Source organism: Paenibacillus sp. GCM10012306 (assembly GCF_042649265.1).
Lineage (GTDB): Bacteria > Bacillota > Bacilli > Paenibacillales > Paenibacillaceae > Paenibacillus_AQ.
Genome location: NZ_JBHRYW010000012.1, coordinates 66,802 through 88,513, shown reverse-complemented (window position 1 = coordinate 88,513; position 21,712 = coordinate 66,802). Strand labels below are relative to the sequence as shown.

Below are 21,712 nucleotides of genomic sequence, written 5' to 3'. Positions count from 1 at the left end.
CCTATCATGACTAATCCAAAAAATTATACCTCCATGACAGTTATTTTGTGCTGGGCAGGCATGGTTATCATGTCTAGCCTGTACGTTACCATTCCACTTATTCCTTTGTTCTCGGATATCTTTAAAATATCTTCCACGCAGGCTGCGACTGCTGGCAGTATTTTCTCATTGGGTTTCGCTATAGGTTGTCTTATCTATGGCCCAGTATCCGAAAGGTATGGTCGTAAGTATGTAATTTTTAGCGGTTTAATTGCTTTGGCCTTCATTTCTCTGTTCATTGGCACGGTCCGGGACTTTTCTTGGATTATCGTACTAAGGGGATTACAAGGGGCGGCTGCCGCGACGTTTTCCCCGGTTGCACTAGCTTATGCTGTTGAAATGTATCCAGCGCAAAAACGAATGACTGCGATCGGATTCATAACCACCGGGTTTATGGTTGCCGGAATTGTTGGTCAAGTGCTGAGCGGAATCATGAGCCAACATTATGGATGGTATTCGATCTTTTATTTGCTGGCAGCCTTATATTCGCTTACTGCCATCCTGGTATTAAAATTTCTGCCTAAAGGGAACTATCAGAATGACAATTCCAGTATTCTGGAACCGATTCGGAACATGGGAAAAGTCTTTGCCCGTAAGAAACTCCTGCTCGCTTATTCGGTAGCGCTTGTTCTCTTAATGTCTTTCGTTAGTATGTCGACCGCGCTGGGAACCTATTTAAGCGGCCCGACATTCGGACTTAACAAACAAGGAATTTTATATGTTCGTTCTGTTGGCGTGTTGGGAATGCTGGTTTCCCCCTACGCTGGACGACTTGCTGCACGTTTCGGCAACCTGAGGATATTACGTGGTGCGTTACTATTAGCCATGCTTGGACTAGCCTCATTGGGATTAATCACTAACTTAACGTTACTCGCCGTAATGAGTGTTATCTATATCGCAGGCATAGCACTTGTAGGCCCAGTTCTCATCTCGCTTGTGGGCCAACTTGGGGGCCAATTACAGGGCATTGCAGTATCGGTTTATACATTCATCCTGTTTGCAGGAACGAGCCTAGGGCCAATTATTGCAATTCAGTGCATGAGAACGGGCAGCTTCCCGCTAACCTTTATCCTGTTGGCACTTGTGCTGGGCATTGGATTTGGGGCCGCTTGCCTGATTCGTAACGAGGTTTCTAAAGAGGTAGTAAGCTGATGAAGTACAATTGAGTGCAGAGTAAAAGATAAAGCCGCCGGAATCGGCGGCTTTTCATGCGGGTGCTATTAAACTTCATCTTGTTAATACTGGACTCTTACTGACGCCGATATCAGTTGATAGATTGATTCATGATTGTCTTTCCCCTTTTTCATCAGACTTCAAGACCGAACAGCACACAGGCGGCACGTGCTCAGCCAACCAGACCTCATTCCCCGCGTAATAGAAGGTGATGCCTAATTGCTGTGCGCACTGAGTGTCCACTTTAAGGATGGCTAACGCTCCTCTGCGGCTCCCAGCCAACGTTGCAAAATGAGTTCCTTCAGATAAATGAACATACTGCCTGCTCATCGGCCTCAGCCCTTCTTGCAGGATTATAGGGAGGGCCTTCTGATTCGTACCATGGTAGAGCAACGCTGGAGGCTCACCGGGGGCATACTGAATTTTATCGTGACTATGACCATACCTCGCTCTGATTCGGTCATCCCTAATTTCAAAACGCTGTTTGTCCGATTGACGAACCACCTGCTCAATATCCGCTAACGTAACCCCTGACCACTTATGTTGGGCTTGAATGGCTTGCAGTAAGGCACTCAGCGAACATGATCCGTCCACCGGGTCTAAGACTATGCCAAACTCTCCGGGAGCATGGCGAAGAATCTTGGTCATTAACTTGCTTAAGCTTTTTTCTGCAGCTTGATTTAACATCTACCTTCACTTCCTAAATTCCTTTTTTAATCCAGCTTCTATTAACCGCATTATACTCTGATGTCATCTTAGGGAGCGGTAATTTTTGATTAAAGCTGAAAAATACAGCCTGTATCTAAGCAAGGTTAGCCTATGAATCTTTAATTTATAACCATTCTTTATCACCAACACCATAATTATCGTATGGTATCATTACTTTAACGTTTAAATATGGAAGGAATCAACAATCAGCAATGAATATCTCTACAACAGTGTCATCTAAACAGATCATGGATCTATTATTAAACATCGCCGTCGCACGTCCAGTTTTCATCTGGGGACCTCCGGGAATCGGAAAATCCTCCTTAGTCCAGCAGTTCGCCGATCAGGTGGGATTGCCCTGTGTCTCTCTACTGGGAAGCCAGCTTGCACCCGAGGATCTCATTGGCGTCCCGCAAATTATAGATGGAAAAAGCAGGTTCTGTCCGCCAAGCATCATCGCCCGCGACGAGCCCTATTGCTTGTTTTTGGATGAGCTTAACGCCTGTACTCATGAGGTTCAGAAAGCCTTTTATAGCTTGATCCTGGAGAAACGTGTCGGGGAATACCACCTCCCGGCAGGCTCTATCGTCATTGGCGCTGGAAACCGTGCGCAGGATAGCGCTATCGTCAAACCCATGTCATCCGCACTGATCAACCGCATGTTTCATGTGCAATTAAGAGTATCTCACCGTGAATGGTTAGCGTGGGCATATGAGAATGAAATCCACCCGCTAGTGATCCAATATATAGAGACTCGTCCAGACCATCTTTGGGTTCAACCTCCGAAACACGAAGAACCCTTCTCCACACCAAGATCCTGGCATATGCTAAGTGATGCGTTAAAAGAATTCGGTGACGGCTTGCAGCCTGAAATTTTAGATATTTTGGCCACAGGTTGTCTATCCCCTCATCATGCCGGGCAATTTAAAGCCTTCTACAAACAAACTAATAATAAATACAAACTGAATGCCATTCTGGAAGGTGAGCTCCATTGGCCTAATGAACCAGAGGATCGGGATGTGCTGTACTTTATGGCACAGTCCTTCCGCGCACATCTTATTAAAGAACTGCCGGAATCCAAGTCCAATCTTACTGAGCATCATAAGCGACTTGCCCACCGTTCCAAGGCTCTGATTAAGAACTTAAGCACCATCAGTCTCGAAATCGCTCAACTCACGGTTGCGCGAAACGAGAACGGAGAAAGTCTGCCGGATTGGTTCCTAGTTGAAATTGTCCGCGACTTGCCACGCCTCGTCCAGAAGAAGGAAGTCTAACTATGGCGAAACCTAAGTCCAGAGAACTTGATCCCGCTACCAAAGCCTATAACGAAGGTCTTCAATACATTACTGAACATCCCATGTTCGCTCCGCTTGCCTTACACGCTCATTTTATTCGCCGGGAAGGAAACCAATGTCCGGAGCACGGCTGGGCTGTCACTACTAGTGACGGCTTTATTCATGTGCATCCTAAGCGAAGAGGGCTGCCAGAGGAATGGGTGTACATTCTTGCCCATGCCTTGCTTCATCTTGGGTTTGGACATTTCCGGACGATGGAACGTCAGGATCTATGGAATGCGGCATGCGATGCTTTTATTGCAAAATTTCTGTATGACATGAAGCTTGGGCGACCTCCTGCGGCAATGGACGGACGAATCGAATTGGCAGCTAAAAGTGAAGAAGAGTTATATGACATCTTCGTAGAGCGAGGACTCCCTCCTTCCTTCCACAATCTCGGTTCTGCCGGACACGGATTTCAGGACATGCTCTTGAATCCCCGCAATACGGGATACTATTGGAGCAGTCGCCAAGTAAATTGGCAGGATTGTCTGGGAAAGGGATTATCCATGGCTGTCACCAGTGCAGTCAATGTCACCGCAGGATACGAAGAATACCTGGGAGCTCAGAAAGAAGTCCTCACGCTGGCTCTAAAAGCCCGTAATTGGTTCATTAGCAGTTACCCGCTGATGGGAGCGATGGCTGCCGATTTCACCATTATTGAGGACCCCATTCTATGCAATAGATTGTCCATCACTGTAGCCGCTGTAGATGCTGAGGCCAAAGAAATCTATATGAACCCCGCAGCAGGCCTCGACGAGCAGGAATGCCGGTTCGTGCTGGCACATGAATTTCTGCATGTCGGGTTAAGACACCATGCCCGCGCTGACGGACGTGACCCTTATTTATGGAATGTGGCCTGTGATTATGTCATCAATCAGTGGCTGATGGAGATGGGGTTAGGTGCTTTCCCTAGGATTGGTGGGCTCTATGACCCGGAATTAAAGGGTTTGTGTGCCGAATCGATCTATGACCGGATCGTCAACGATCTTAGGCTGTATCGTAAAGTTGCTACCTTTCGGGGAATGGGCCTCGGAGACATCCTGCCGCCGAGCAAACCTGATTGGTGGGAACGGAATGATGGACTTGCACTTGATGATTTTTACCGGAACTGTCTCAGCCAAGGCCTTGATTATCACTATGATCAGCATCGCGGGCTGCTTCCGGCAGGACTTGTAGAAGAAATCCGCGCATTGTCTCAGCCCCCTATTCTATGGGATGTTGAGCTTGCGAAATGGTTCGACCACTACTTCTCGCCAGTGGAGAAGGTCCGAAGCTATTCCAGAATCAGCCGTAGACAATCCTCCACCCCCGATATTCCCAGACCTCGCTGGATACCGGACGCCGGGGACGAAGATGGTCGTACATTCGGTGTTGTGCTCGATACCTCCGGTTCCATGGATACCAAGCTGCTTGGCAAAGCCCTGGGTGCCATCGCCAGCTACAGCCTGTCCCGAGATGTTCCCCTGGTACGTGTAGTATTCTGCGACGCTGCCGTCTACGACCAAGGGTATCTCGCCCCAGAGGTTATCGCAGATTGCGTGTCCATCAAAGGCCGAGGAGGCACCATCCTCCAACCGGGAATCGATCTGCTAGAGCGTGCAGAGGATTTTCCCAAGAACGGTCCCTTATTGATCATCACAGATGGCTACTGCGATAGAGTGAGCATTCGCCGTGAGCATGCATTTCTTATTCCTAAGGGCCAGAGCTTACCGTTTGTACCGAAGGGGAAAGTTTTTCGGATGGATTGAATATTAAATAATCCCGCAGAGGTGAACCTATGGAAGAAACTACTCTAATAAGAGGTTTTCATTCGTTGGCAAGGAGATATTGCATAACAAAAATTGATTATTGGGGCAAAAAGTATAATAAGTTAATCGATCAAGGAAGGGATCGAGAACCCGACGGAATCGACTTCTCTCTTGAAGCCAAGAAATTATTCCCCAGATACATTGTTTTGGAAGCTATCTTAGCTGAAATGGAAGGATATATACCCGAAGACTTTGACTCTTTTGCAGAGGCAAAAGTCATGATCATTCAGGTTATAAATGAAGCCGTTAGTTTTATGACAAAAGCAAATGACGATGATAATGTTACAAGAAACACAATGCTTGAAGAGAGAAGTAGCTTTGTTTCTTATCTTGAGAATGTACCTGCAGTAAAAATCATGAACCAGCCATCGTTATTCTACAGACGGAAGTTGTCCGTGCAAGAAATAGAATTACTTTGGACTCAACTAAATGATATATGAGCTATAAAAACGAGAGGTTCCTGGATACCGCTTAATGATAGTCAGAACGAACACGTACTAGCTTTTATGGATGACTATTTTGATTCAGAAGTTGGCTATGAACTACTACGTAAGATTTTGAAAGATCATGGGGTTAATCATGTTAATGAGTTAAATCGGATTCTAACTATGATGACGGAATAATTTAGTGTTTTGATTTAACAAAAAGACCGAAAAAAATCATCGAGCCAATGATTGTGGCTCCTACCGGAGCGTTTGCATCAGCCGCTCGATGTGTTCAAACTAAGCAGGATTTATTAATACTAAATGCCCATACTCCCTTTCTTTTGGAGACCCTTAAAAAGGTTAATAATTCCCCCTAATTGCTTCCCACCTTTCTCTCCCCAATAAGAGAGCTCAACCGCTCAAGCAGATCCCCACCACCTGTTAAAGAGATGGTTCCGACTTTCTCGCAGATTTTCTCTAAGAACTCCAGCTCTTTCAGTCGGAACAATGTCTGGTTCTCGTCCATCAGCTTCGCGGTATTCAGCAGGCTGCGAGTAGATGCCGTCTCTTCCCGGCGAGTGATTAGATTGGCCTGAGCTTTCTTTTCCGCCATTAGAACGGTATTTAAGATCTCTTTCATTTCACCCGGCAAAATGACATCCTTAACTCCCGCACTCAGGAACTGTACGCCGAACTCTTCAGCCTTCTCGCTCATACGAGACAGGATGAACGACGCAGCATCCTCCTTCCGTTTCAACAAATCGTCCAATTTAAGCGTTCCGACATACTCCCGCAGCACGAGCTGAAGCTGGATATGAATTTGCTCGTCGAACGATTTCATTTCCAAAGCGCGCAGCGGGTTTACGATCTTATATTGGCAAACGAAGTTCAGCCGCAGCGTAACTTTGTCTTCTGTCATGATCTCTTGGCCGATAAGATCCATTTGTTGTTGTCTTAAATCAATCTTCTTGACCATAACCGACACCGGGCCTTTCCAGAAGTAATACTTTCCGGGAGAAACCTCACGCTGCATAACATGATCATAAAATAAAAATCCGGATTCGTGACTTCCGATTTCGAAGGTGTGCACATGGGCTGTGAGCTTCGGTAAAATGGAACGATCTACCTCAGCAGACAGCTCAGGCTGTCTGGTATCTACATGCAAAAAGGTATGTTTTTTAAGTATGTTCCAGAAGGCATAGATACCAGGCTTAAGCAGATGTACGAATTGCCCGTCCTCGTAATGCAGAACATATTCGTGGTCTTGCACTCGTACGATATTAAGTTCTCGAGCGAGGTCTTCATCGTGAAGGAACAATTGCAGCTCTTTGCCCTCTACAACGAACGGTTTCGCGATATTCAGTACGACAACTGTGCTTTGTGACCACGATAAATACTTATAAGTTCCTGGAAGGAGTGTCTTCATATAACTTCCTTTATGAAAGAGCAGACCGCGCTGGTCAGCTTGAATGGTTACCTTGTTTAACATCTTCGTTCCCCCTTAATGGTTGCGACCATTGGATGAAGAATCCCACTGTGGCTTTGGCGGAATCTCGTTTTAGCTGGACTTTTCTGCGAGTGATCCTCAAGGATATTGGGGAAAAGGCCTAACCAAACTTCAGTCGTCCTTCTTCCTCCTCCGTCCAAGCGAATTCCCAGGAGTTTCGTTCCAGCGGTATCCACAGATTACAAAGCCAGCCTACAGTGCGCTCAAAATAGCCGCTAGGGATTCTATCCTTTGGTCTTTCTTTTGCTCAATTTTTGCTCGATGGAAATCGAGAATTCTACCAGAATCGCTCCCTAGGCGATTGGGGAATCGAACCCCGAATAGTTGATTCATACCGATCCGGATCGTACAGGATACCGTAACATAACATGTACGGCACTGCGGGATAAACCGATATCCCCGCCTCGTTACGTCCGTCCGAATAAGAGCCAATGTGTCTTACAGGTTCTATAATCGCTCATTTCGAGCTAGAGGAACATGGTGAAAGTATTACGATGGGGATAAAGTTTGTCGTTTTGACCAAATTCGTCTCCTGCTGCAATGGGAGTGAGTGTTGCGTTTGAAGAGGATCAATCTGTTGACGAGGTGTTTGGTGTAAAGAAAAGAGAGTTTGGAGAATCCGCTTTTGATTGAACAGATAACCGATACCCTTAATAAAAATGTAACAATAGGTGTTTTCCAATTCTAATGCTAATTAGAAGTTCAAGAAAGTCACCCTGAAGCTACTCAGATTTTTAAAAGCATCCTTAACCATGCTGATCTAATCGAACCAGACTCGTTTGACTTCGTCTCCATGATTAAATGTGTCACGACGATGCCACCAGTCGCCATACTTTGAAGTTCTCTGGCTCTTTTAATGGAAACGATCTTTCCCAACGTTTTCACTTCCCCTTTTGTTATAACGGGATTGGTGTACTTTCTAAAGATTTTATCTAATAGAGGACCAGATATGTTATACATTCTAAAACTTGCAAGGAGGGTAGATACTAATCCGTTACGTAGTGGGTACGTCTAAATGACAAAATAGGACGGCTAACTTAGCCGCCCTCTGTAGGCAGGAAACTATAATTATTTAGATGAAAGAAGGGATAGGACTGATTGTGGTAGCTGGTTGCTTTGAGCCAGCATAGCTTGAGCGGCTTGAGTCAGTATATTGTTCTTGGTGAACTCCATCATTGCCTTAGCCATGTCAACATCTCTTATACGTGACTCCGCGGAAGTAAGATTTTCAGCCATATTGGTAAGATTGGAATTTGTGTGCTCCAATCTATTTTGGGTAGCACCCAACTTGGCTCTTCCCCCAGATACTTTGGATATTGCAAAATCAGCTAACTGAATCGCTTCTAAAGCTTTATCTTTAGAGTCAATTGCTAACCCATTAATGCCTAAACTGCTTGTCCTGTAATCATCTATTGCAATTTTAACCGACTGTCCTGAGTTAGCACCAACTTGCAACGCCAAGCTGTTGTCTATTGCCGGAGCTCCGGGATGGGCGGGAATTGCTGAGTTATTGCCCGGATGAAAAACAACATCTCCTTGGTGTTGATTACCAGGAGCTGTGTTCGCATTTGATGCGCCACTTATGTCAAAGGTAATCCCATTCACACTATAAATAAGATTAGGATTATTTAAGGTGACAACTGTGCCACTTGATTGTCTGTGTATGGTAAGTCCGACAGGAGAGCCGTTTAACCAATCAATAGAGAGTGAATAATTTTCTTCCGTATTTATATGTTCATTAGGGTTTAACCGAACAACTGCACCATTAACACCAATAGGAATATCCCCGTCCGCAATAGTCTTACCGTTTCCCCCAGTCGACACATCAATACTAGAACTTGGTGGAATTGCTGGAGTTGGCGGAGTTGCAGGAATAACGGTCATTGAACCATCTAACAGCTTTATCCTATTAAATTCAGTTGTACTACCGATGGTATGAATTGAATCCTTTAACTGTGCGACCTCCGATTGTAAAAAACTCCTGTCCTCATCTGTTAGTGTTCCATTAGCTGACTGGACAGCTAATTCTCTAATCCTCTGCAAAATGTCCCCAATACTTCCTAACGCACCTTCAGCCGTTTGTATCAGCGATATTCCATCCTGAGTATTACGACTAGCTTGAGTCAGACCTCTAATTTGTCCCCTCATTTTTTCTGATATAGCTAGTCCGGCCGCATCATCAGCTGCTTGGTTAATACGCAAACCCGACGACAGTTTACTGATTGCTTTGGCGGCATTATCATTATTTTTTTGTAATTTATTATTAGTCTGTAAAGCTACAGGGTTATGAGCTATTATCATGATAATTCCTCGCTAACATGGAATATTTCCCCTTAAATTATTCAATATATGCTATTTAGACTTATACTTTCTACACACTACGTGTTGTCCAGTACGTGTAAACAAAATTAAGACTCCCCCTACTAAAGAGAAAATAAATGGTACAACCGTTAATGTTGTTCCCGCCCCTCCCATTGAAAAGCCAAATAACAAAAATAACCTAGTCTATCCTTGTCTTTCTTAACTACTTTTGTCTTTTGTGAAACAGTCTGTGTTGTCAACGAGATCCCTCACCTATGTAATATTAACTCCATAATTCGAGGCGTTATTATGTATGTAAGGAACTTAGCGGCGAAATGTTATGCGCTATTCGCATATTGTCACCACCCATAATATTACATCGGCATTCCACACCCATTTTATTAGCACTAAATACCTATATTTTCTCGATTTAGAAATTGAAAGTAATAATATTTCAATTAATTACATAGTAGGATCATCCCTATATTCCCTTAGATGTGACGAGGTATCTCTAACCTCAACCCGGTACTAATAAAACAGATCACATCATATTCTTAAAAAGATGCCAACAACCGGGAGGGTTTTCTTTGAAAAAAGTTAAAGTCAGTCTACGGCCTATTGTTAGTGGGATAAACATGCCTACTGTTGTAAAGACAGCAATCCTTCCGGGTGACTCCGTAGAAAGCTTATTTATTGTAACCCAGGTCGGAGAGATCTTTTATATTAGAAACGGAGTGATCGGGACTTTTTTAGATATTCGCCAGCGAATCTTAAAACTAGGCAGCTCCGGTGGTGGATACGATGAACGAGGGCTGATCGGTTTAGCTTTTCATCCCCAATTTTACTATAACGGTCTATTCTATCTCCATTACTCCGTAGCTGGAAGCCAAGGTCCAGTTGCTTTTTCTGAATCTTTTAAGCCTAACCCGTGTGATCCCAGCACTTTAAATCTAAAGTGGGACAATAGAGACGTAAAATATGATCATATCGATACCGTTGAAGAATGGATTCTACAATCGAATGGTCAACCGCAAAAACGGCGCTCATTACTTAATATAAGAAGACCCTTTTTAAATCATAATGGTATTAATACCTTAAACTTCTCACCTGAAACAGGAAAACTTGTTCTAACGACCGGAGATGGCGGATCAGCCTATGACCCCTTTAATTTAAGCCAGGACATTATGGAAATCGCCGGTAAAGTCATTGAAATTGATGTAGGCATACATACTTTAATTGATAATCCAACCGTTGTTACACGTTTCCATGAGCTGCCCGAACCTATTCAGGAAATGCTTACGGTCATTGCCAAAGGAGGACGTAATCTAACGGGCATTTCATTTCAAAGGTTTAATAATAAGTATATTAAATACGTAGGGAGTGTCGGACAGGATCTGGTCGAATCGATTTTTTCATTCGTTCATTATCAACCCATACCAGTTACTCAGCTTGTTCAAGCTTCTATGATGGGATCTGCGTCTGACCAAGAAGGATTTATTAACTTTGGCTGGCGAGGGTGGGAAGGTGCTTTACCGACTGCCGTACCGAGAGGCTGCCCTGGAAATACAGCTTTGAATGAGAAAAATATTGCCTATTTCGATGAGGCTGTGACTACTTCAGCGCTTCGCCTTCCGCCTTTAATTAGTTATTATCATGAAGACCCCCGCCCAGGTAAGTTTGCAGGAACTGCACTCACAGGCGTTCAGGCCTATAGCGGGAATGAAATCCCCGATTTAACGGGGAGCGTCGTGTTTAGCGATCTTGCTCGGAAACAATCAGCGCCTCCTATTAGGGGAGTTTTAGCTTATACCAAGGTAAGAGCAGATTGTAAACCAAGTGATTACAATATTATTGAAACTGATTATAATTTCGGGTCTCAAACCGCTTATTATGTTAGTTTAGGAACAAATCTGAATCAATCCCGGCTATTTTTAGGGGTGTATAGCTCGATGAAAGTGGCCGATGCTAATCAAGGCACTGTTTTTGAGATTGTTCCATGAATCTTTTTGAATATAGTCGGGGGTAAATTCGTGGCTGTTAAGGGATCGGATTATAAAAGCCAGCCTGTCTCGCGTATGCGATTGGGCCGGCTTCTAATTTTATTGGATGCTCGAAGAGCTCCCTTTGATCGTCTTGCTTCATGGATCCTAAGTCCCACCTACATCCCTATTAACTCTCCTGTAATTCGCTAAACCAGTCAGACTTATCTTTCTACACTCTACGTGCTGTCCAGTACGCGAATACAAAAACTAAAATTCCACCTACTATAGTGATAATAAAGGGTACAACCGTTAATGTTATGCCTGCAATCGCCAAACCTCTACCACTAGATGATTTTCTTGCTCTAATACCTAAGGGCAAACCAATAATTGATAAAATCCCTGACATGACAATAAGAGCCATTCTTGGTTCACCCATTGAAAAGCCAAGTAACAAAAATAGAATTGAAAAAATCCCTGTAATTAATGAAACGATAGCTGAACCTAGTCTATCTTTTTCTTTCTTAACCACTTTGGACTTCTGTGAAATTGTCTGTGTCGACAAAAAGACCCCTCCATTTTATGTATGTATTATTATCCATTTTAAAATTTAGCGCCGAAATGTTATGCGCTATTCTCACATTGTCACCACCCATAATATTACATCGGCATTTCACATCCATTTTTTTAGCACTAAATACCTATATTTTCTCTATTTTGAATCCGAAGTAATTTTGTTCCGGCTGTTTCATGGTAGAATTGTCCCAGCATTTCCATCCTGTTTCTTTAATATCTCGGTAAAAAAAATGAGAGGCTGCCTCATAGGCAACCCCTCTGAATTTCGTCATTATCTATCCGTACCGACTATACCTATACTGCTAATCCGGCTTCAAATCCATCTTTTATCGCATCAATGGCTTGTTTAACCACTGCGGAGTCTCCCACAACCTTCACGTCAATTCCCATATCCTTAAACTCCTGGCTCAACGTATCTACAGGTACAGCCCCTAATGCAAGAATGATAGTATCTAGCTGCTCCACCCGGAGTGGTTCGCCACCCTTTTCATAAATCACAGCATCAGGAGTAATCTCCAGCACTTTCGCGGAGGTGATGACTTCTACATGATGTTTATCAATACTTTCAAGCAGATAGTGGTTATTAAACACAAAGCCATCTTTGGCAATAGCGTCCTGCATATCCATTAGAACCACTTGTTTTCCATGTAAGGCAAGATGGTCAGCTGTTTCTGTACCTACCAAACCGCCGCCGATCACAGCCACTCGATTGCCAACATCTACTTTACCCGCTAAAACATCAAAAGCCAGTACCACATTGGGGTTGTCCGCTCCCTTGATGCGAGGAACGATTGGTTTGGCACCAGTGGCAATAATTACAGTATCCGGCTGTTCCTGCAACACCAGGTTACGATCCACAGGTGTGTTGTAGCTGATTTTTACGTCCAGCTTTTTAAGCTGGTTCTTTTGCCAGATGGTAAAATAGTTAAGCTCCGTTTTGGTAGGAGGAACAGCAGCTAGAAGCCATTGACCACCCAGCCTGTCAGACTGCTCATAGAGATGAACATCATGGCCTCGCTGAGCTGCGACGATTGCGGCCTCCATGCCCGCCACACCTCCGCCGGCAATCAATATTTTTTTGCGCTGCGCAGCCGGCTCTACGGTAAATTCCTCCTCACGTCCTGTGACAGGATTGACTAAACAAGAGACTGGGGAATAGGAGGCGGCGCTTTTTACACAGCCCTGTAGACAAGCAACACAGTAGTTAATATCATCCAGCCGTCCCTCTCTCACTTTGTTAGGAAACTCAGGATCAGCTATAGACGCTCTGCCCATGGAGATTAAATCGGCATCACCCGATGCCAAAATGCTTTCTGCAACAAGCGGGTCGTTAATCCGTCCCGCCACTGCTACCGGAACAGATACCACTTTTTTGATCTCCCGGGATAACTCCGCTGCAAAACCATGTGGCAACGCTGCGGGCTGCACGGTGTAAGGCGGGGTGTCATTGGCTACTGAAACATCCATCATATCGACCCCAGCGTCTTCCATCAGCCTTGCCAGAGCAGCGGTATCACGTATGGTCAGACCGCCCTCCACATATTCTTCGGCTGAAAACCGGTACAAAATGGGGAATTCACTCCCCACCTGGGAGCGCATCTCCTTTAGAATCTCCAGTGCAAGACGAGCCCTGTTGGCAAGGGTGCCGCCATATTCATCCGTGCGCTTGTTGCTGGTAGAGGAAAGGAATGAAGCAATGAGGTATCCGGCATGAGCATGTTCGGTAATCATGTCAAAACCGGCCGCTTTGGCACGTCGTGCGGCTTGCCCGTATTGACGTACAATTTCCTGAATTTCCGCGACACTCAGTTCACGCGGCGTTTCTAGACTGCTGATCCCCTTAATAGGCGAAGGTCCTACTGGCTGAGAGCCAGTGATAGAGCTGCTTGCCGCCCGACCAGCATGGTTGATTTGTATGGAGATTTTGGCACCGGCTGCATGGACTCGCTCTGTCAGTCGTGATAGACCCTCTATGTGATCGTCAGACCAAAGGCCGGGCTGTCCCGGATGTCCTTTTCCCTCCACACACACCACACTCTGCTCTACCGTAATCAGGCCCCAGCCGCCCTTGGCACGGGCCTCGTGGTAGCGGATAAACCGCTCAGTAACCATACCATCCGGGGTACAGTAGTTCACCACCATGGGTGGAACGATTAGACGGTTTTTTAATTCTACCTGACCTATTTTAATAGGCTGAAACAATTTTTCGTACATAACTATGCCTCCTATTTGTATATGAAAACGGTGTCATTTTTCCTTTTGCTACACTCAACCTGCAGCCCGATCTCGAACTCCTTGGAATAAGTATCATCGAGCATGGCTGCTGTACTCTGCTTTACATTGCATACCCAACACAATATAATAGTGACATTATTCGACACTCTAGCACGGCTTAAATTTCATACAATGTGAAGGTAAACAACATGAATGTGAAGAAGCATCTGTATAATGCCATATTTGATTTAATGCAAGAGCATCGCATCGATCAAATCTCCACCGACATGATTCTGAAAAAAAGCGATATATCACGTGCGACGTTTTATCGTTATTTCAAAGATAAATACGATTTGATGAACTGGTACTACGCTTCCTATATAAAAGAGGAACTCTTTCACTCCGAAGATAGCTGGGAGCAGATATGCAACAAATCCGCTGAGTTTATTTATGAGCGAAAGCTCTTTTTCCAGAACGCCATAAAATACAAAGGACAAAACTCATTTATTGAGTTCATACAAAAGTATTACCAGGATTTTTGCACTGCCATTTATGCTTCAAGAAACAAAACTCAAGAAATATCCACGGAGCTTAAATTCGCAATTGATTATCATTGCGCAGGCACTGTTCAGATATTCATTAGCTGGGTAAATTCGGATATGGAGCTCTCGCCGAAGGAATTGGCGGCGTTGCTTTGCAATAATATGCCCGATATTCTAAAAATCGGACTTAACGCAACTGCATAACCACATACCTGATTCAGTTCCTGTTGCTCAATAGTTGTGATGTTTTTCACATAACTGGCCGCAGCTACTTAGTTCCGCACATCATATTCGCAAGCGCCGATTACCTCCTTTTCTAAGGGTGTCTTGCCGTGAGCAATTCCAGTCTATTCTGTTATGTAACACTTTAAAAGAAACAAAATGAGTGTTTTGTCTCTTTTAAAACAAAGCACTTATTTTGTATTTCCGAACCAGTAACCTTTTTCCCTGTCCGTCATCTAATTTCCCCTGCATTTTCTGATCCCGCAGAACGTTTTAGCAGAGAAAGAGCCGAGGAAAACAGGAAGGAATCCCCGCTTCTCGCTCGGCTCGTAATAAACCGCAGCAATCACTGGCAGTTTATTTCATAGGTTTAATTAATTCATTCCCGTGAACATCTAATAATTCGTAAGCCTGACCTACCATTTCTTTATCCTTACCGTACAAGGGATTAGTTTTATCCCCTACCCCACTTCTGGTTGTCATATAATTCAATTGATGTACCATGAATTCCGAATTACATAATACTATAGCCTTTTTGCTGCACGTTATCACACTCTGCTGAAGCAAAACCGCTTTCTCAACTACTTCAGGAGAAAAAACAACAGGATCCCCGTCCGATGCTTTCATGTCTCTGTGATCAACGAGAACACTTAATTCTCCCTCCGCAAAGTTAGAGACAATGCCTTTCCATATTTTCGATATATAATCCACATTTGCTCCGGTTAGTAATCCTTGTATCTGAATAGTAAGTAGCTTTTGGTCACAGTCCAAATGATACTTGAATCGTTCGGTAATTGGGACTTCAACATCTTTCTTTAAAAAAGCAGGATTGCTTGAAAACCGCTCACTTGAAAACAAGTATTTCATTGGGACGTTAAGCCCGGCTGCAATCTTCTCGATGTTAACTAAGCTGATGTTACGTACACCACGTTCCACTCCACTTATATATGTTCGATCCAGTTCGGAGCGATGCGCCAGCAGTTCTTGCGAGATTCCGCTACGCGCACGCAGTTCCTTAACCCTGTTTCCAAACTCAGCAAGTATATCCATACAACAACCTCCAACTACCTCTTCTATATGTAAAATAAAGATTTGAATATGCATTCTTGAAATACTTTTGCAGAAATACAATCTATGTGACTTATAGTCCGTGGAATGATTAATCATTCGTACCGTATAATTAGTTAAGTTGATTTTTAAGACAATCAGGAGGAATACATAATGTTCACAATCAATTACGATCAAGAAAAGAATAGGCTATATATCAAAATCTATTCGGTTACCAAGGATAATGTTCAACAATATGTCGATGAGCTTACCGACAACCTTAAAAAAGCAAAACCTGGATTTACCGCCATTGGTGATTTATCCGAAGCCAAAGTCCTCGCCCAAGATGTAGCGCAAGAACTATCCTCCTCCAATGAACTTGTCGTAAAGTACGGCCTTTCAACGGAGAAGAGCTGGGCCACTGTCACAACTAGCTCAATTTATAGAATGCAACAGAAACGGATGTTTGGCGGATTCATCAAGTTCTTCGATACTGTTGAAGATGCTCAAGCTTACCTTGATGGTCCGGAAACAAATTAATATAAAATATTCATTAGCGAATAACCGCCCTTAGTGGCGGTTTTTTTTCATTGGCGCTTGCCAAATTCAGTTCGGATATCCATAACTCATAACTTACAGACCTTAGCAAACCCTCTAAGCTAAATATCGGACAGCTAGGTCAAAAGTTGTAGATTTTTGTCGTTAATTAGTAGATATGGCTTAAAATCTGTGGGAATAAGAGATTCTGAGATCCTATGAATTATTACACTCACAAGCGAATCAAGGCAAAACTAAAAGGCATGAGTCCGGTACAGTACCGAACTCATGCCCAACGAATCGCCTAATCATATAACCTGTCTAACTTTATGGGTCACTTCAGATGTTAGACGGTCTTTTAATTTATCAATTATGATTTTGTGGGGGGGCTTCGAGGCCTCACTTATGTGTAGCTATTTCAAGAACATAACGCAAGGGATAGCGGAACAAAATCCGATAGTTCCATTAGCTCACCTGTCAATCTTTCACCAGCTTATCCTGCATTCGCTTGCTATTTGACCCTTAGCGTTAACGGATGTATAGAACCGCTGATAAAGGTACCCCTGACACTCAGAACACCAAATCCATTTTTCTTATAATCCAGCCCAAGCTCCGCGATGTTCTCGTGAATCCAGAACTTTAAATATTCCGAACCTCCACAACCTTCCCTAAGTCCACATACTGCTTATGATCCAGCTTCACCTTTACCCTGCCCTTGCGGCGCTTCTCCCTCCATTCCCGAAGATCTTCCTCAGTCTCCAGGCGAAGCTCCGCAATTTCAAGCGCCCGGTCCAGGATATATTTTCTTGTATAGAGCACTGTGTAGATTCCCTGTCCCCCTAGTGCAATAGGAGCTGCTACCTCCTCCCATTCCTTAATCGAAAATCGGACATACAGCTCTTCCTCCGTCCCCGGACGGCAAGGAATTTCTTTTATCTCCTTACGCCGTAGCACCTTCCAATCTGTAACTTTGCCTACCCAGTGAATACCCGTTTTGGCAGGATCAAAGAACTTTTTACGCGATTGGCACATCGCCACGTACTCGATCTGGGTGAGGATTTTGACGTCTGAAAGGTTCTTTAACGGCACATGGTAAAAAGAATGCTTCCTCGCCGCCTCCACCTGCGCCGGTCCCCGGACAGAGCCGACAAGCACATTTTTGCCCGCCAACTGGTTGGCATAATACTCTTTCGTTCCGCGTGGACGTGTGGAGCGTTCGTAAGCTTTTTCCGGACTATCTTGAATAATTTCATCCAGGAATTTCTCCACCAGGCTTGTGGAATTCGGCAGAAACGGCAAGGCGCCGATATTCAGCAGCTCAATACTTTTATAGAAATGGTGGGTCTTATACCGCTCCTCGTCAGGGTACGGAAATAACACATACGCGCCGAACATGCTTCGTTCATATTCCCCCGAGCCTTTCTCTTGATACACAATGGCGTCCCGATAGCGGTGCATCGTATTAATGTCGTCCTCTTCAGGCCCAGGTTGTCTATACTTTTTCTGGTAAGAAGTATCATCATAAGCAGGATTTAAGCGGTATTTGGCATCAAAAACATACTTATATTCTTTGATTTTGCCAGCATCCTTCTTCTTCAGTGTTAGAACATTATCCGGTCTCTGACTAAGCGTCGGTGTCTTATCCGAGTCAGGTATCGCATTGTAATACAAGATGAACTGCTCTCCATTCACCGGATTCTCGTATACCATCTGCGCGCTGCGCGATTGATCCAGCGTCACAAAAATCCCGTTCCGGTTCACCTTAATAATATCCTGCTTCACCAGCTTATACTTCCGCCCCAGAAGCTGATTCAGCTTGAGGAAGCACCAATACTCATAGAGCTGGGCGACATCCTTCATGGATAAGCGGAATAGATCACCCTGAATAGACAGGCCTTTAAGCAGCATGAGGTAAAAACGATAGACTTCGCGGTATCCCGGTGCCATCTGCAGCACCAGCGTAACGGACATCTGCTTCAGCTTCCCTGCCTCACGCAAGAAATCCATCTGAAGCACCCGCTCCAGCTGGGTAAGCATCGTGTCAATTTTTCTAAGGATTAATGGATCTTGGGTCCGGTTGTTCAGCTTCCAGCGACTCTTAAGCTCCTTCAGCTTCCCATGAAGACGTTCCAGCATCCAGCGGATGAACCGGTTCTCATTCGTATCATAGGCGAGGCGTCTGCGTGTCTCCAATAAATGTGTAGCTGTGTAGCTCCGGCCATCAATAGTTAAGAATCCATGATTCATATCTTCTCTCAGCCGTTCCGGATGCTTGGCGAGCTCGCGGATATTCTCTCTTCCGGCCTTTTTGACCCGATTGGCATCCACCAGCCGGCGGTCCTGGAGCAGCGCGTAATTCGGATTCTTGTTAATTCGCTCAACGGCATCCAGGAGCTGTTTAAATACATGCTGTAGTATCGTAAAAAACTCCGTCAGGCTCTGATGCTGCGTCTCCCGCAGGCCTGTTAATTGGTAGGTTTTGCGCAAAAAATCAAAGGCCAAATTATAAATCTGCTCATTCACTTCATTCAGAATGTTCTGGTAATCCAGCTTGTAATCCATCTTCGAGGGGAAAATCTCCATCTCCACACGAAGCAACGTCTGCCCCTCACCCCGGATTTCCCATTCCGTCAAGCCGACTTCATTCCCGAAATTCAGCGCACCGACAAGGAGCGAATCCCCTAAAGGCTTGATCGCCTGCCGCAGCAGCACATTATCATGGTAAAAAGATAGGTCTCCTGAGGTCTTCTTTTGAATCACCAGCTCATACGACTGCGTCTCATAGAAACATGGAAACGTAGCTTCCTCCGAACTCCACTCCACCATCCCGTTAGCTTCAGGTGAAAAGACTTTGATCTGGACATCACCCAGTCGTTCGGAGCACACAAGTCCAAGCTGCGCATTCACCCACTCCTGACCCGTAGACCGATGAAGCTGTAATGTCTCTACCGTAGGATGATAGGGCCGTCCTTGAATGAAAAGCGTAAAAAGCTCCGTGTCCACACGAAGCAATTCCACTGCCTGTTTAAGAGAGCCAGTACGAGGTGAATCCATCTTCCTCCAGCCTCCTAAGCATAAAAGCCAATTTACGTGCACTTTGTGGATGTACAGCCGTAGGCGGAGTTTGGCCAGCAGCCCACTTCATATAGAGCGGGGAAACGTCGTCCATAAGTTTAGAGATGTCTACTGTAACATCAGATCCGGTGCCAAGAGCAACCTTCATCAAGTTCAGCAGGACCCGGCGCACCGTAGAGTGGCTGCCTTGGATACGCGGCAAAATCTTTTGCAGCAGCTGCCAGTCAAACGCCTCTTCTTCACCCATCAGGTTGTACCGATCGTTATAGATCATATAGAAGCAAATCGCATCCCGGACCCGGAAGCCCACATGAGCGTGAATGTCCTCCAGCAAGGCGTTGATCTTCACCAATCTCTCTGTCGTCCGAACAACGAGCTCCTTGTTGGTATCATAGGCATCCACTAGCTGCAAATAATCGGAACGCAGAAACAAATGGTTCAGCTCAGCAAGATTAGCGGGATCTTCCGCGTCTTCCTGCTCTTTCATGTCTGGATACTGCTGCAGGTTGATATAATTGAACTCCAGCGTGTTGGCGCGGTCGAGTACCTTTTTGCTAAAAGGATGCGTCGTCTCGTCCATATTCACCGTCCCGATCAGGAACACATTCTCCGGGATACCCAGGCTGCCATACTTCACCTGATCCTCAGGCTTATCCAGCAGCGTAGAAGAGATAAGATCTTGCGTGCGAATCTTCCCTTCCTGCTGCCAATCCTGCGTCTCCAGCACACTTAACAGATCACTGAAGTAATGCTCCACTCGGGCCAAATTCATCTCATCCAGGCAGATAAAATAAGGCTTATGCCCATTCTCCGGCTTCCGCGCCTCTACCAATACTTCCGTGAGCGGACCCGGCTTGAACCAGCCCGACAGATCCTTGTACCCCAGCAGATCCGCAGGATCGCTCCAATCCGGTCGTACCGGGATCAAAGTAAACTGACTGTTATCTCCCGTTGCACCAAGTGCCTCAGCAAACAGCTTCACCAGCCGCGTTTTTCCCGTGCCCGATATGCCAGCCAGGATGACAAAAGGCTTGGTCTTCAGGGAAAGGTAGAAGTTCTCGATGAGGTGTTCGGGGAAGAAGAAGCCTTTGCGGCGGATGTGGGATTGGATTTGGTGGAGGATGCTTGTTAACTGTCCGTCATTTAGAGGCTCGGCTTGTTGTGGCAATGTTTCCACTTCCTCGTTATTGGCTTCATTATTCGTAGAGGTCACAGTATCCACGTATAGACGGTAATCCTCTATAATATTTTCAAGGTCTCGAATCAGTTGCGCATCATTCGGAACGACTCCTCTTTCATACTTGATGTAAGCGACAGTAGATACCTGATAGTCTTGGCCTAGACCGCTACTCACCAGATGGATATCCTCATCCTTTTTCATATGGGCAAGAGGCAGGAGGTCCCGAATCTCTAGCGTACGGTTGCGCAGATAATTATAGCCCTCTCTACGTCCCATCTCTTGAATGGGCACAGTCACCCCTTGGTTGAACGTAAGATAGACGGCACTCATATCCTCAGCGAACAGATACACAACATACTCTCCACGTTGAGTCGTTTCCGTGATCCGTTTATCCAGTATTGCAAGCCATGGAACTGTTGCCCAATTCCCTTGTCCAACCGATCCTTGAATTTTATATTGATCGTCTAAAAAAGGTAGCTTTCTAAGCTCAGAAGGAAGAGTCTGCCGAAACAAAGTACCTAGGGAATGCCCCGCAAATGTCTCTCTTTTGGCAGAAGTATACTCCGACATGATCCCTTCAAGGTAACCTTGTAAGGAAAATTGTTGCAAAGCAGAGTTATAGGCTTCCAGTTCATCATTGGCAAGCCTCTCCAATTCTGAAAGCTCCTCTTCCCCCAGTTGTCTTTGAATCTGGCTATGAAAACCTATGGTGTTATCTTCTGAATTCACAAACAAAACTTGAGAAAGCGCACTAACAGGACTGTTAATGATATCTTTAAGCTGACTTTTGGATGCATCCCTCCATAGCTCCCGCCCTGGTGGCTGATCGACCCGGCTACCTCTTTCTTGCTCAGCTATAAAGTAATTAAGGAATCTCTCTTTAACGCGATCGAACGAAACCCTCTCCTGATTAGTTGATCTCAGTTCTTCAATTAGGGCTAGGATCAGGACCATCTTGTATGATTTTTGCTTACGCTTGAATATCTGTGTGATTGACTCCGGTAATGGCATGTTGTCCTCCAGGCTTGTTAACGATTTTTAG

15 protein-coding genes and 1 pseudogene are annotated in these 21,712 nt (G+C 44.9%); 8 read left to right on the top strand and 8 right to left on the bottom strand.

Annotation, left to right across the window (positions count from 1 at the left end):
- Positions 1-6: 6 nt before the first annotated feature.
- Positions 7-1,191 carry an MFS transporter gene (locus ACFORK_RS22790; RefSeq protein ID WP_379203348.1) on the top strand — a complete coding sequence of 395 codons (1,185 nt, stop codon included), beginning with the start codon at positions 7-9 and terminating at the stop codon, positions 1,189-1,191.
- Positions 1,192-1,320: 129 nt separating this feature from the next.
- On the opposite strand, the gene ACFORK_RS22785 is transcribed toward ACFORK_RS22790, so the two are convergent.
- Positions 1,321-1,899: an RNA 2'-phosphotransferase gene (locus tag ACFORK_RS22785; protein WP_379203346.1), complete on the bottom strand. Its 579-nt coding sequence runs from the start codon at positions 1,897-1,899 to the stop codon at positions 1,321-1,323.
- Positions 1,900-2,132: 233 nt separating this feature from the next.
- Between ACFORK_RS22785 and ACFORK_RS22780 the strand changes: the two genes are divergently transcribed.
- The 3 genes from ACFORK_RS22780 to ACFORK_RS22770 are packed head-to-tail and all read left to right on the top strand — an operon-like array spanning position 2,133 to position 5,505.
- The gene (locus ACFORK_RS22780; protein WP_379203344.1) at positions 2,133-3,194 is read left to right on the top strand and encodes an AAA family ATPase; all 1,062 of its coding nucleotides are present in this window, start codon (positions 2,133-2,135) and stop codon (positions 3,192-3,194) included.
- 2 nt (positions 3,195-3,196) lie between these two features.
- Entirely contained in the window at positions 3,197-5,005 is a 1,809-nt protein-coding gene (locus tag ACFORK_RS22775) for a DUF2201 family putative metallopeptidase (RefSeq protein ID WP_379203342.1), read from the top strand.
- Positions 5,006-5,034: 29 nt separating this feature from the next.
- Complete coding sequence (locus ACFORK_RS22770) at positions 5,035-5,505, top strand: hypothetical protein (protein WP_379203340.1); 471 nt, start codon at positions 5,035-5,037, stop codon at positions 5,503-5,505.
- Positions 5,506-5,863: 358 nt separating this feature from the next.
- On the opposite strand, the gene ACFORK_RS22765 is transcribed toward ACFORK_RS22770, so the two are convergent.
- Entirely contained in the window at positions 5,864-6,979 is a 1,116-nt protein-coding gene (locus tag ACFORK_RS22765; protein ID WP_379203338.1) for a slipin family protein, read from the bottom strand.
- A 1,086-nt stretch (positions 6,980-8,065) separates the two neighbouring features.
- Positions 8,066-9,298: a flagellar hook-associated protein FlgL gene (gene flgL, locus ACFORK_RS22760; protein WP_379203336.1), complete on the bottom strand. Its 1,233-nt coding sequence runs from the start codon at positions 9,296-9,298 to the stop codon at positions 8,066-8,068.
- A gap of 587 nt (positions 9,299-9,885) precedes the next feature.
- On the opposite strand from flgL, the gene ACFORK_RS22755 reads away from it, so the two are divergent.
- The gene (locus ACFORK_RS22755) at positions 9,886-11,298 is read left to right on the top strand and encodes a PQQ-dependent sugar dehydrogenase (protein WP_379203334.1); all 1,413 of its coding nucleotides are present in this window, start codon (positions 9,886-9,888) and stop codon (positions 11,296-11,298) included.
- Positions 11,299-11,509: 211 nt separating this feature from the next.
- Here the strand turns inward: ACFORK_RS22755 and ACFORK_RS22750 are convergent, their stop codons facing one another.
- Entirely contained in the window at positions 11,510-11,842 is a 333-nt protein-coding gene (locus ACFORK_RS22750; RefSeq protein ID WP_379203332.1) for a hypothetical protein, read from the bottom strand.
- Positions 11,843-12,147: 305 nt separating this feature from the next.
- Positions 12,148-14,067 (bottom strand): oxidoreductase, encoded by a 1,920-nt coding sequence (locus tag ACFORK_RS22745; protein ID WP_379203330.1) that lies wholly within the window; start codon positions 14,065-14,067, stop codon positions 12,148-12,150.
- Positions 14,068-14,276: 209 nt separating this feature from the next.
- On the opposite strand from ACFORK_RS22745, the gene ACFORK_RS22740 reads away from it, so the two are divergent.
- Positions 14,277-14,813 (top strand): TetR/AcrR family transcriptional regulator C-terminal domain-containing protein, encoded by a 537-nt coding sequence (locus tag ACFORK_RS22740; RefSeq protein ID WP_379203328.1) that lies wholly within the window; start codon positions 14,277-14,279, stop codon positions 14,811-14,813.
- 375 nt (positions 14,814-15,188) lie between these two features.
- On the opposite strand, the gene ACFORK_RS22735 is transcribed toward ACFORK_RS22740, so the two are convergent.
- The gene (locus tag ACFORK_RS22735) at positions 15,189-15,881 is read right to left on the bottom strand and encodes a helix-turn-helix domain-containing protein (RefSeq protein ID WP_379203326.1); all 693 of its coding nucleotides are present in this window, start codon (positions 15,879-15,881) and stop codon (positions 15,189-15,191) included.
- Between the two features lie 171 nt (positions 15,882-16,052).
- Between ACFORK_RS22735 and ACFORK_RS22730 the strand changes: the two genes are divergently transcribed.
- Together ACFORK_RS22730 and ACFORK_RS22725 are read left to right on the top strand one after the other, a co-directional pair.
- A complete protein-coding gene (locus ACFORK_RS22730) occupies positions 16,053-16,418 on the top strand; it encodes a hypothetical protein (protein WP_379203324.1) in 366 nt (121 codons plus the stop codon).
- A gap of 215 nt (positions 16,419-16,633) precedes the next feature.
- Positions 16,634-16,723, top strand: a pseudogene (locus ACFORK_RS22725) (IS3 family transposase); the annotation flags it as partial.
- 331 nt (positions 16,724-17,054) lie between these two features.
- On the opposite strand, the gene ACFORK_RS22720 reads toward ACFORK_RS22725, so the two are convergent.
- Together ACFORK_RS22720 and ACFORK_RS22715 are read right to left on the bottom strand one after the other, a co-directional pair.
- Positions 17,055-19,469: a DUF2357 domain-containing protein gene (locus ACFORK_RS22720; RefSeq protein WP_379203321.1), complete on the bottom strand. Its 2,415-nt coding sequence runs from the start codon at positions 19,467-19,469 to the stop codon at positions 17,055-17,057.
- On the bottom strand, positions 19,441-21,681 hold the full coding sequence (locus tag ACFORK_RS22715) for an MrcB family domain-containing protein (RefSeq protein ID WP_379203317.1): 2,241 nt from the start codon (positions 21,679-21,681) through the stop codon (positions 19,441-19,443). Before ACFORK_RS22715 ends, ACFORK_RS22720 begins: the two co-directional genes overlap by 29 nt.
- Positions 21,682-21,712 lie beyond the last annotated feature (31 nt).

Excerpts from the sequence above, each read along its gene's own strand:
- ACFORK_RS22790 (WP_379203348.1), top strand. The coding sequence starts at position 7 with ATGACTAATCCAAAAAATTATACCTCCATGACAGTTATTTTGTGCTGG.
- ACFORK_RS22785 (WP_379203346.1), bottom strand. The coding sequence starts at position 1,899 with ATGTTAAATCAAGCTGCAGAAAAAAGCTTAAGCAAGTTAATGACCAAG.
- ACFORK_RS22780 (WP_379203344.1), top strand. The coding sequence starts at position 2,133 with ATGAATATCTCTACAACAGTGTCATCTAAACAGATCATGGATCTATTA.
- ACFORK_RS22775 (WP_379203342.1), top strand. The coding sequence starts at position 3,197 with ATGGCGAAACCTAAGTCCAGAGAACTTGATCCCGCTACCAAAGCCTAT.
- ACFORK_RS22770 (WP_379203340.1), top strand. The coding sequence starts at position 5,035 with ATGGAAGAAACTACTCTAATAAGAGGTTTTCATTCGTTGGCAAGGAGA.
- ACFORK_RS22765 (WP_379203338.1), bottom strand. The coding sequence starts at position 6,979 with ATGTTAAACAAGGTAACCATTCAAGCTGACCAGCGCGGTCTGCTCTTT.
- flgL (WP_379203336.1), bottom strand. The coding sequence starts at position 9,298 with ATGATAATAGCTCATAACCCTGTAGCTTTACAGACTAATAATAAATTA.
- ACFORK_RS22745 (WP_379203330.1), bottom strand. The coding sequence starts at position 14,067 with ATGTACGAAAAATTGTTTCAGCCTATTAAAATAGGTCAGGTAGAATTA.
- ACFORK_RS22740 (WP_379203328.1), top strand. The coding sequence starts at position 14,277 with ATGAATGTGAAGAAGCATCTGTATAATGCCATATTTGATTTAATGCAA.
- ACFORK_RS22735 (WP_379203326.1), bottom strand. The coding sequence starts at position 15,881 with ATGGATATACTTGCTGAGTTTGGAAACAGGGTTAAGGAACTGCGTGCG.
- ACFORK_RS22730 (WP_379203324.1), top strand. The coding sequence starts at position 16,053 with ATGTTCACAATCAATTACGATCAAGAAAAGAATAGGCTATATATCAAA.
- ACFORK_RS22720 (WP_379203321.1), bottom strand. The coding sequence starts at position 19,469 with ATGGATTCACCTCGTACTGGCTCTCTTAAACAGGCAGTGGAATTGCTT.
- ACFORK_RS22715 (WP_379203317.1), bottom strand. The coding sequence starts at position 21,681 with ATGCCATTACCGGAGTCAATCACACAGATATTCAAGCGTAAGCAAAAA.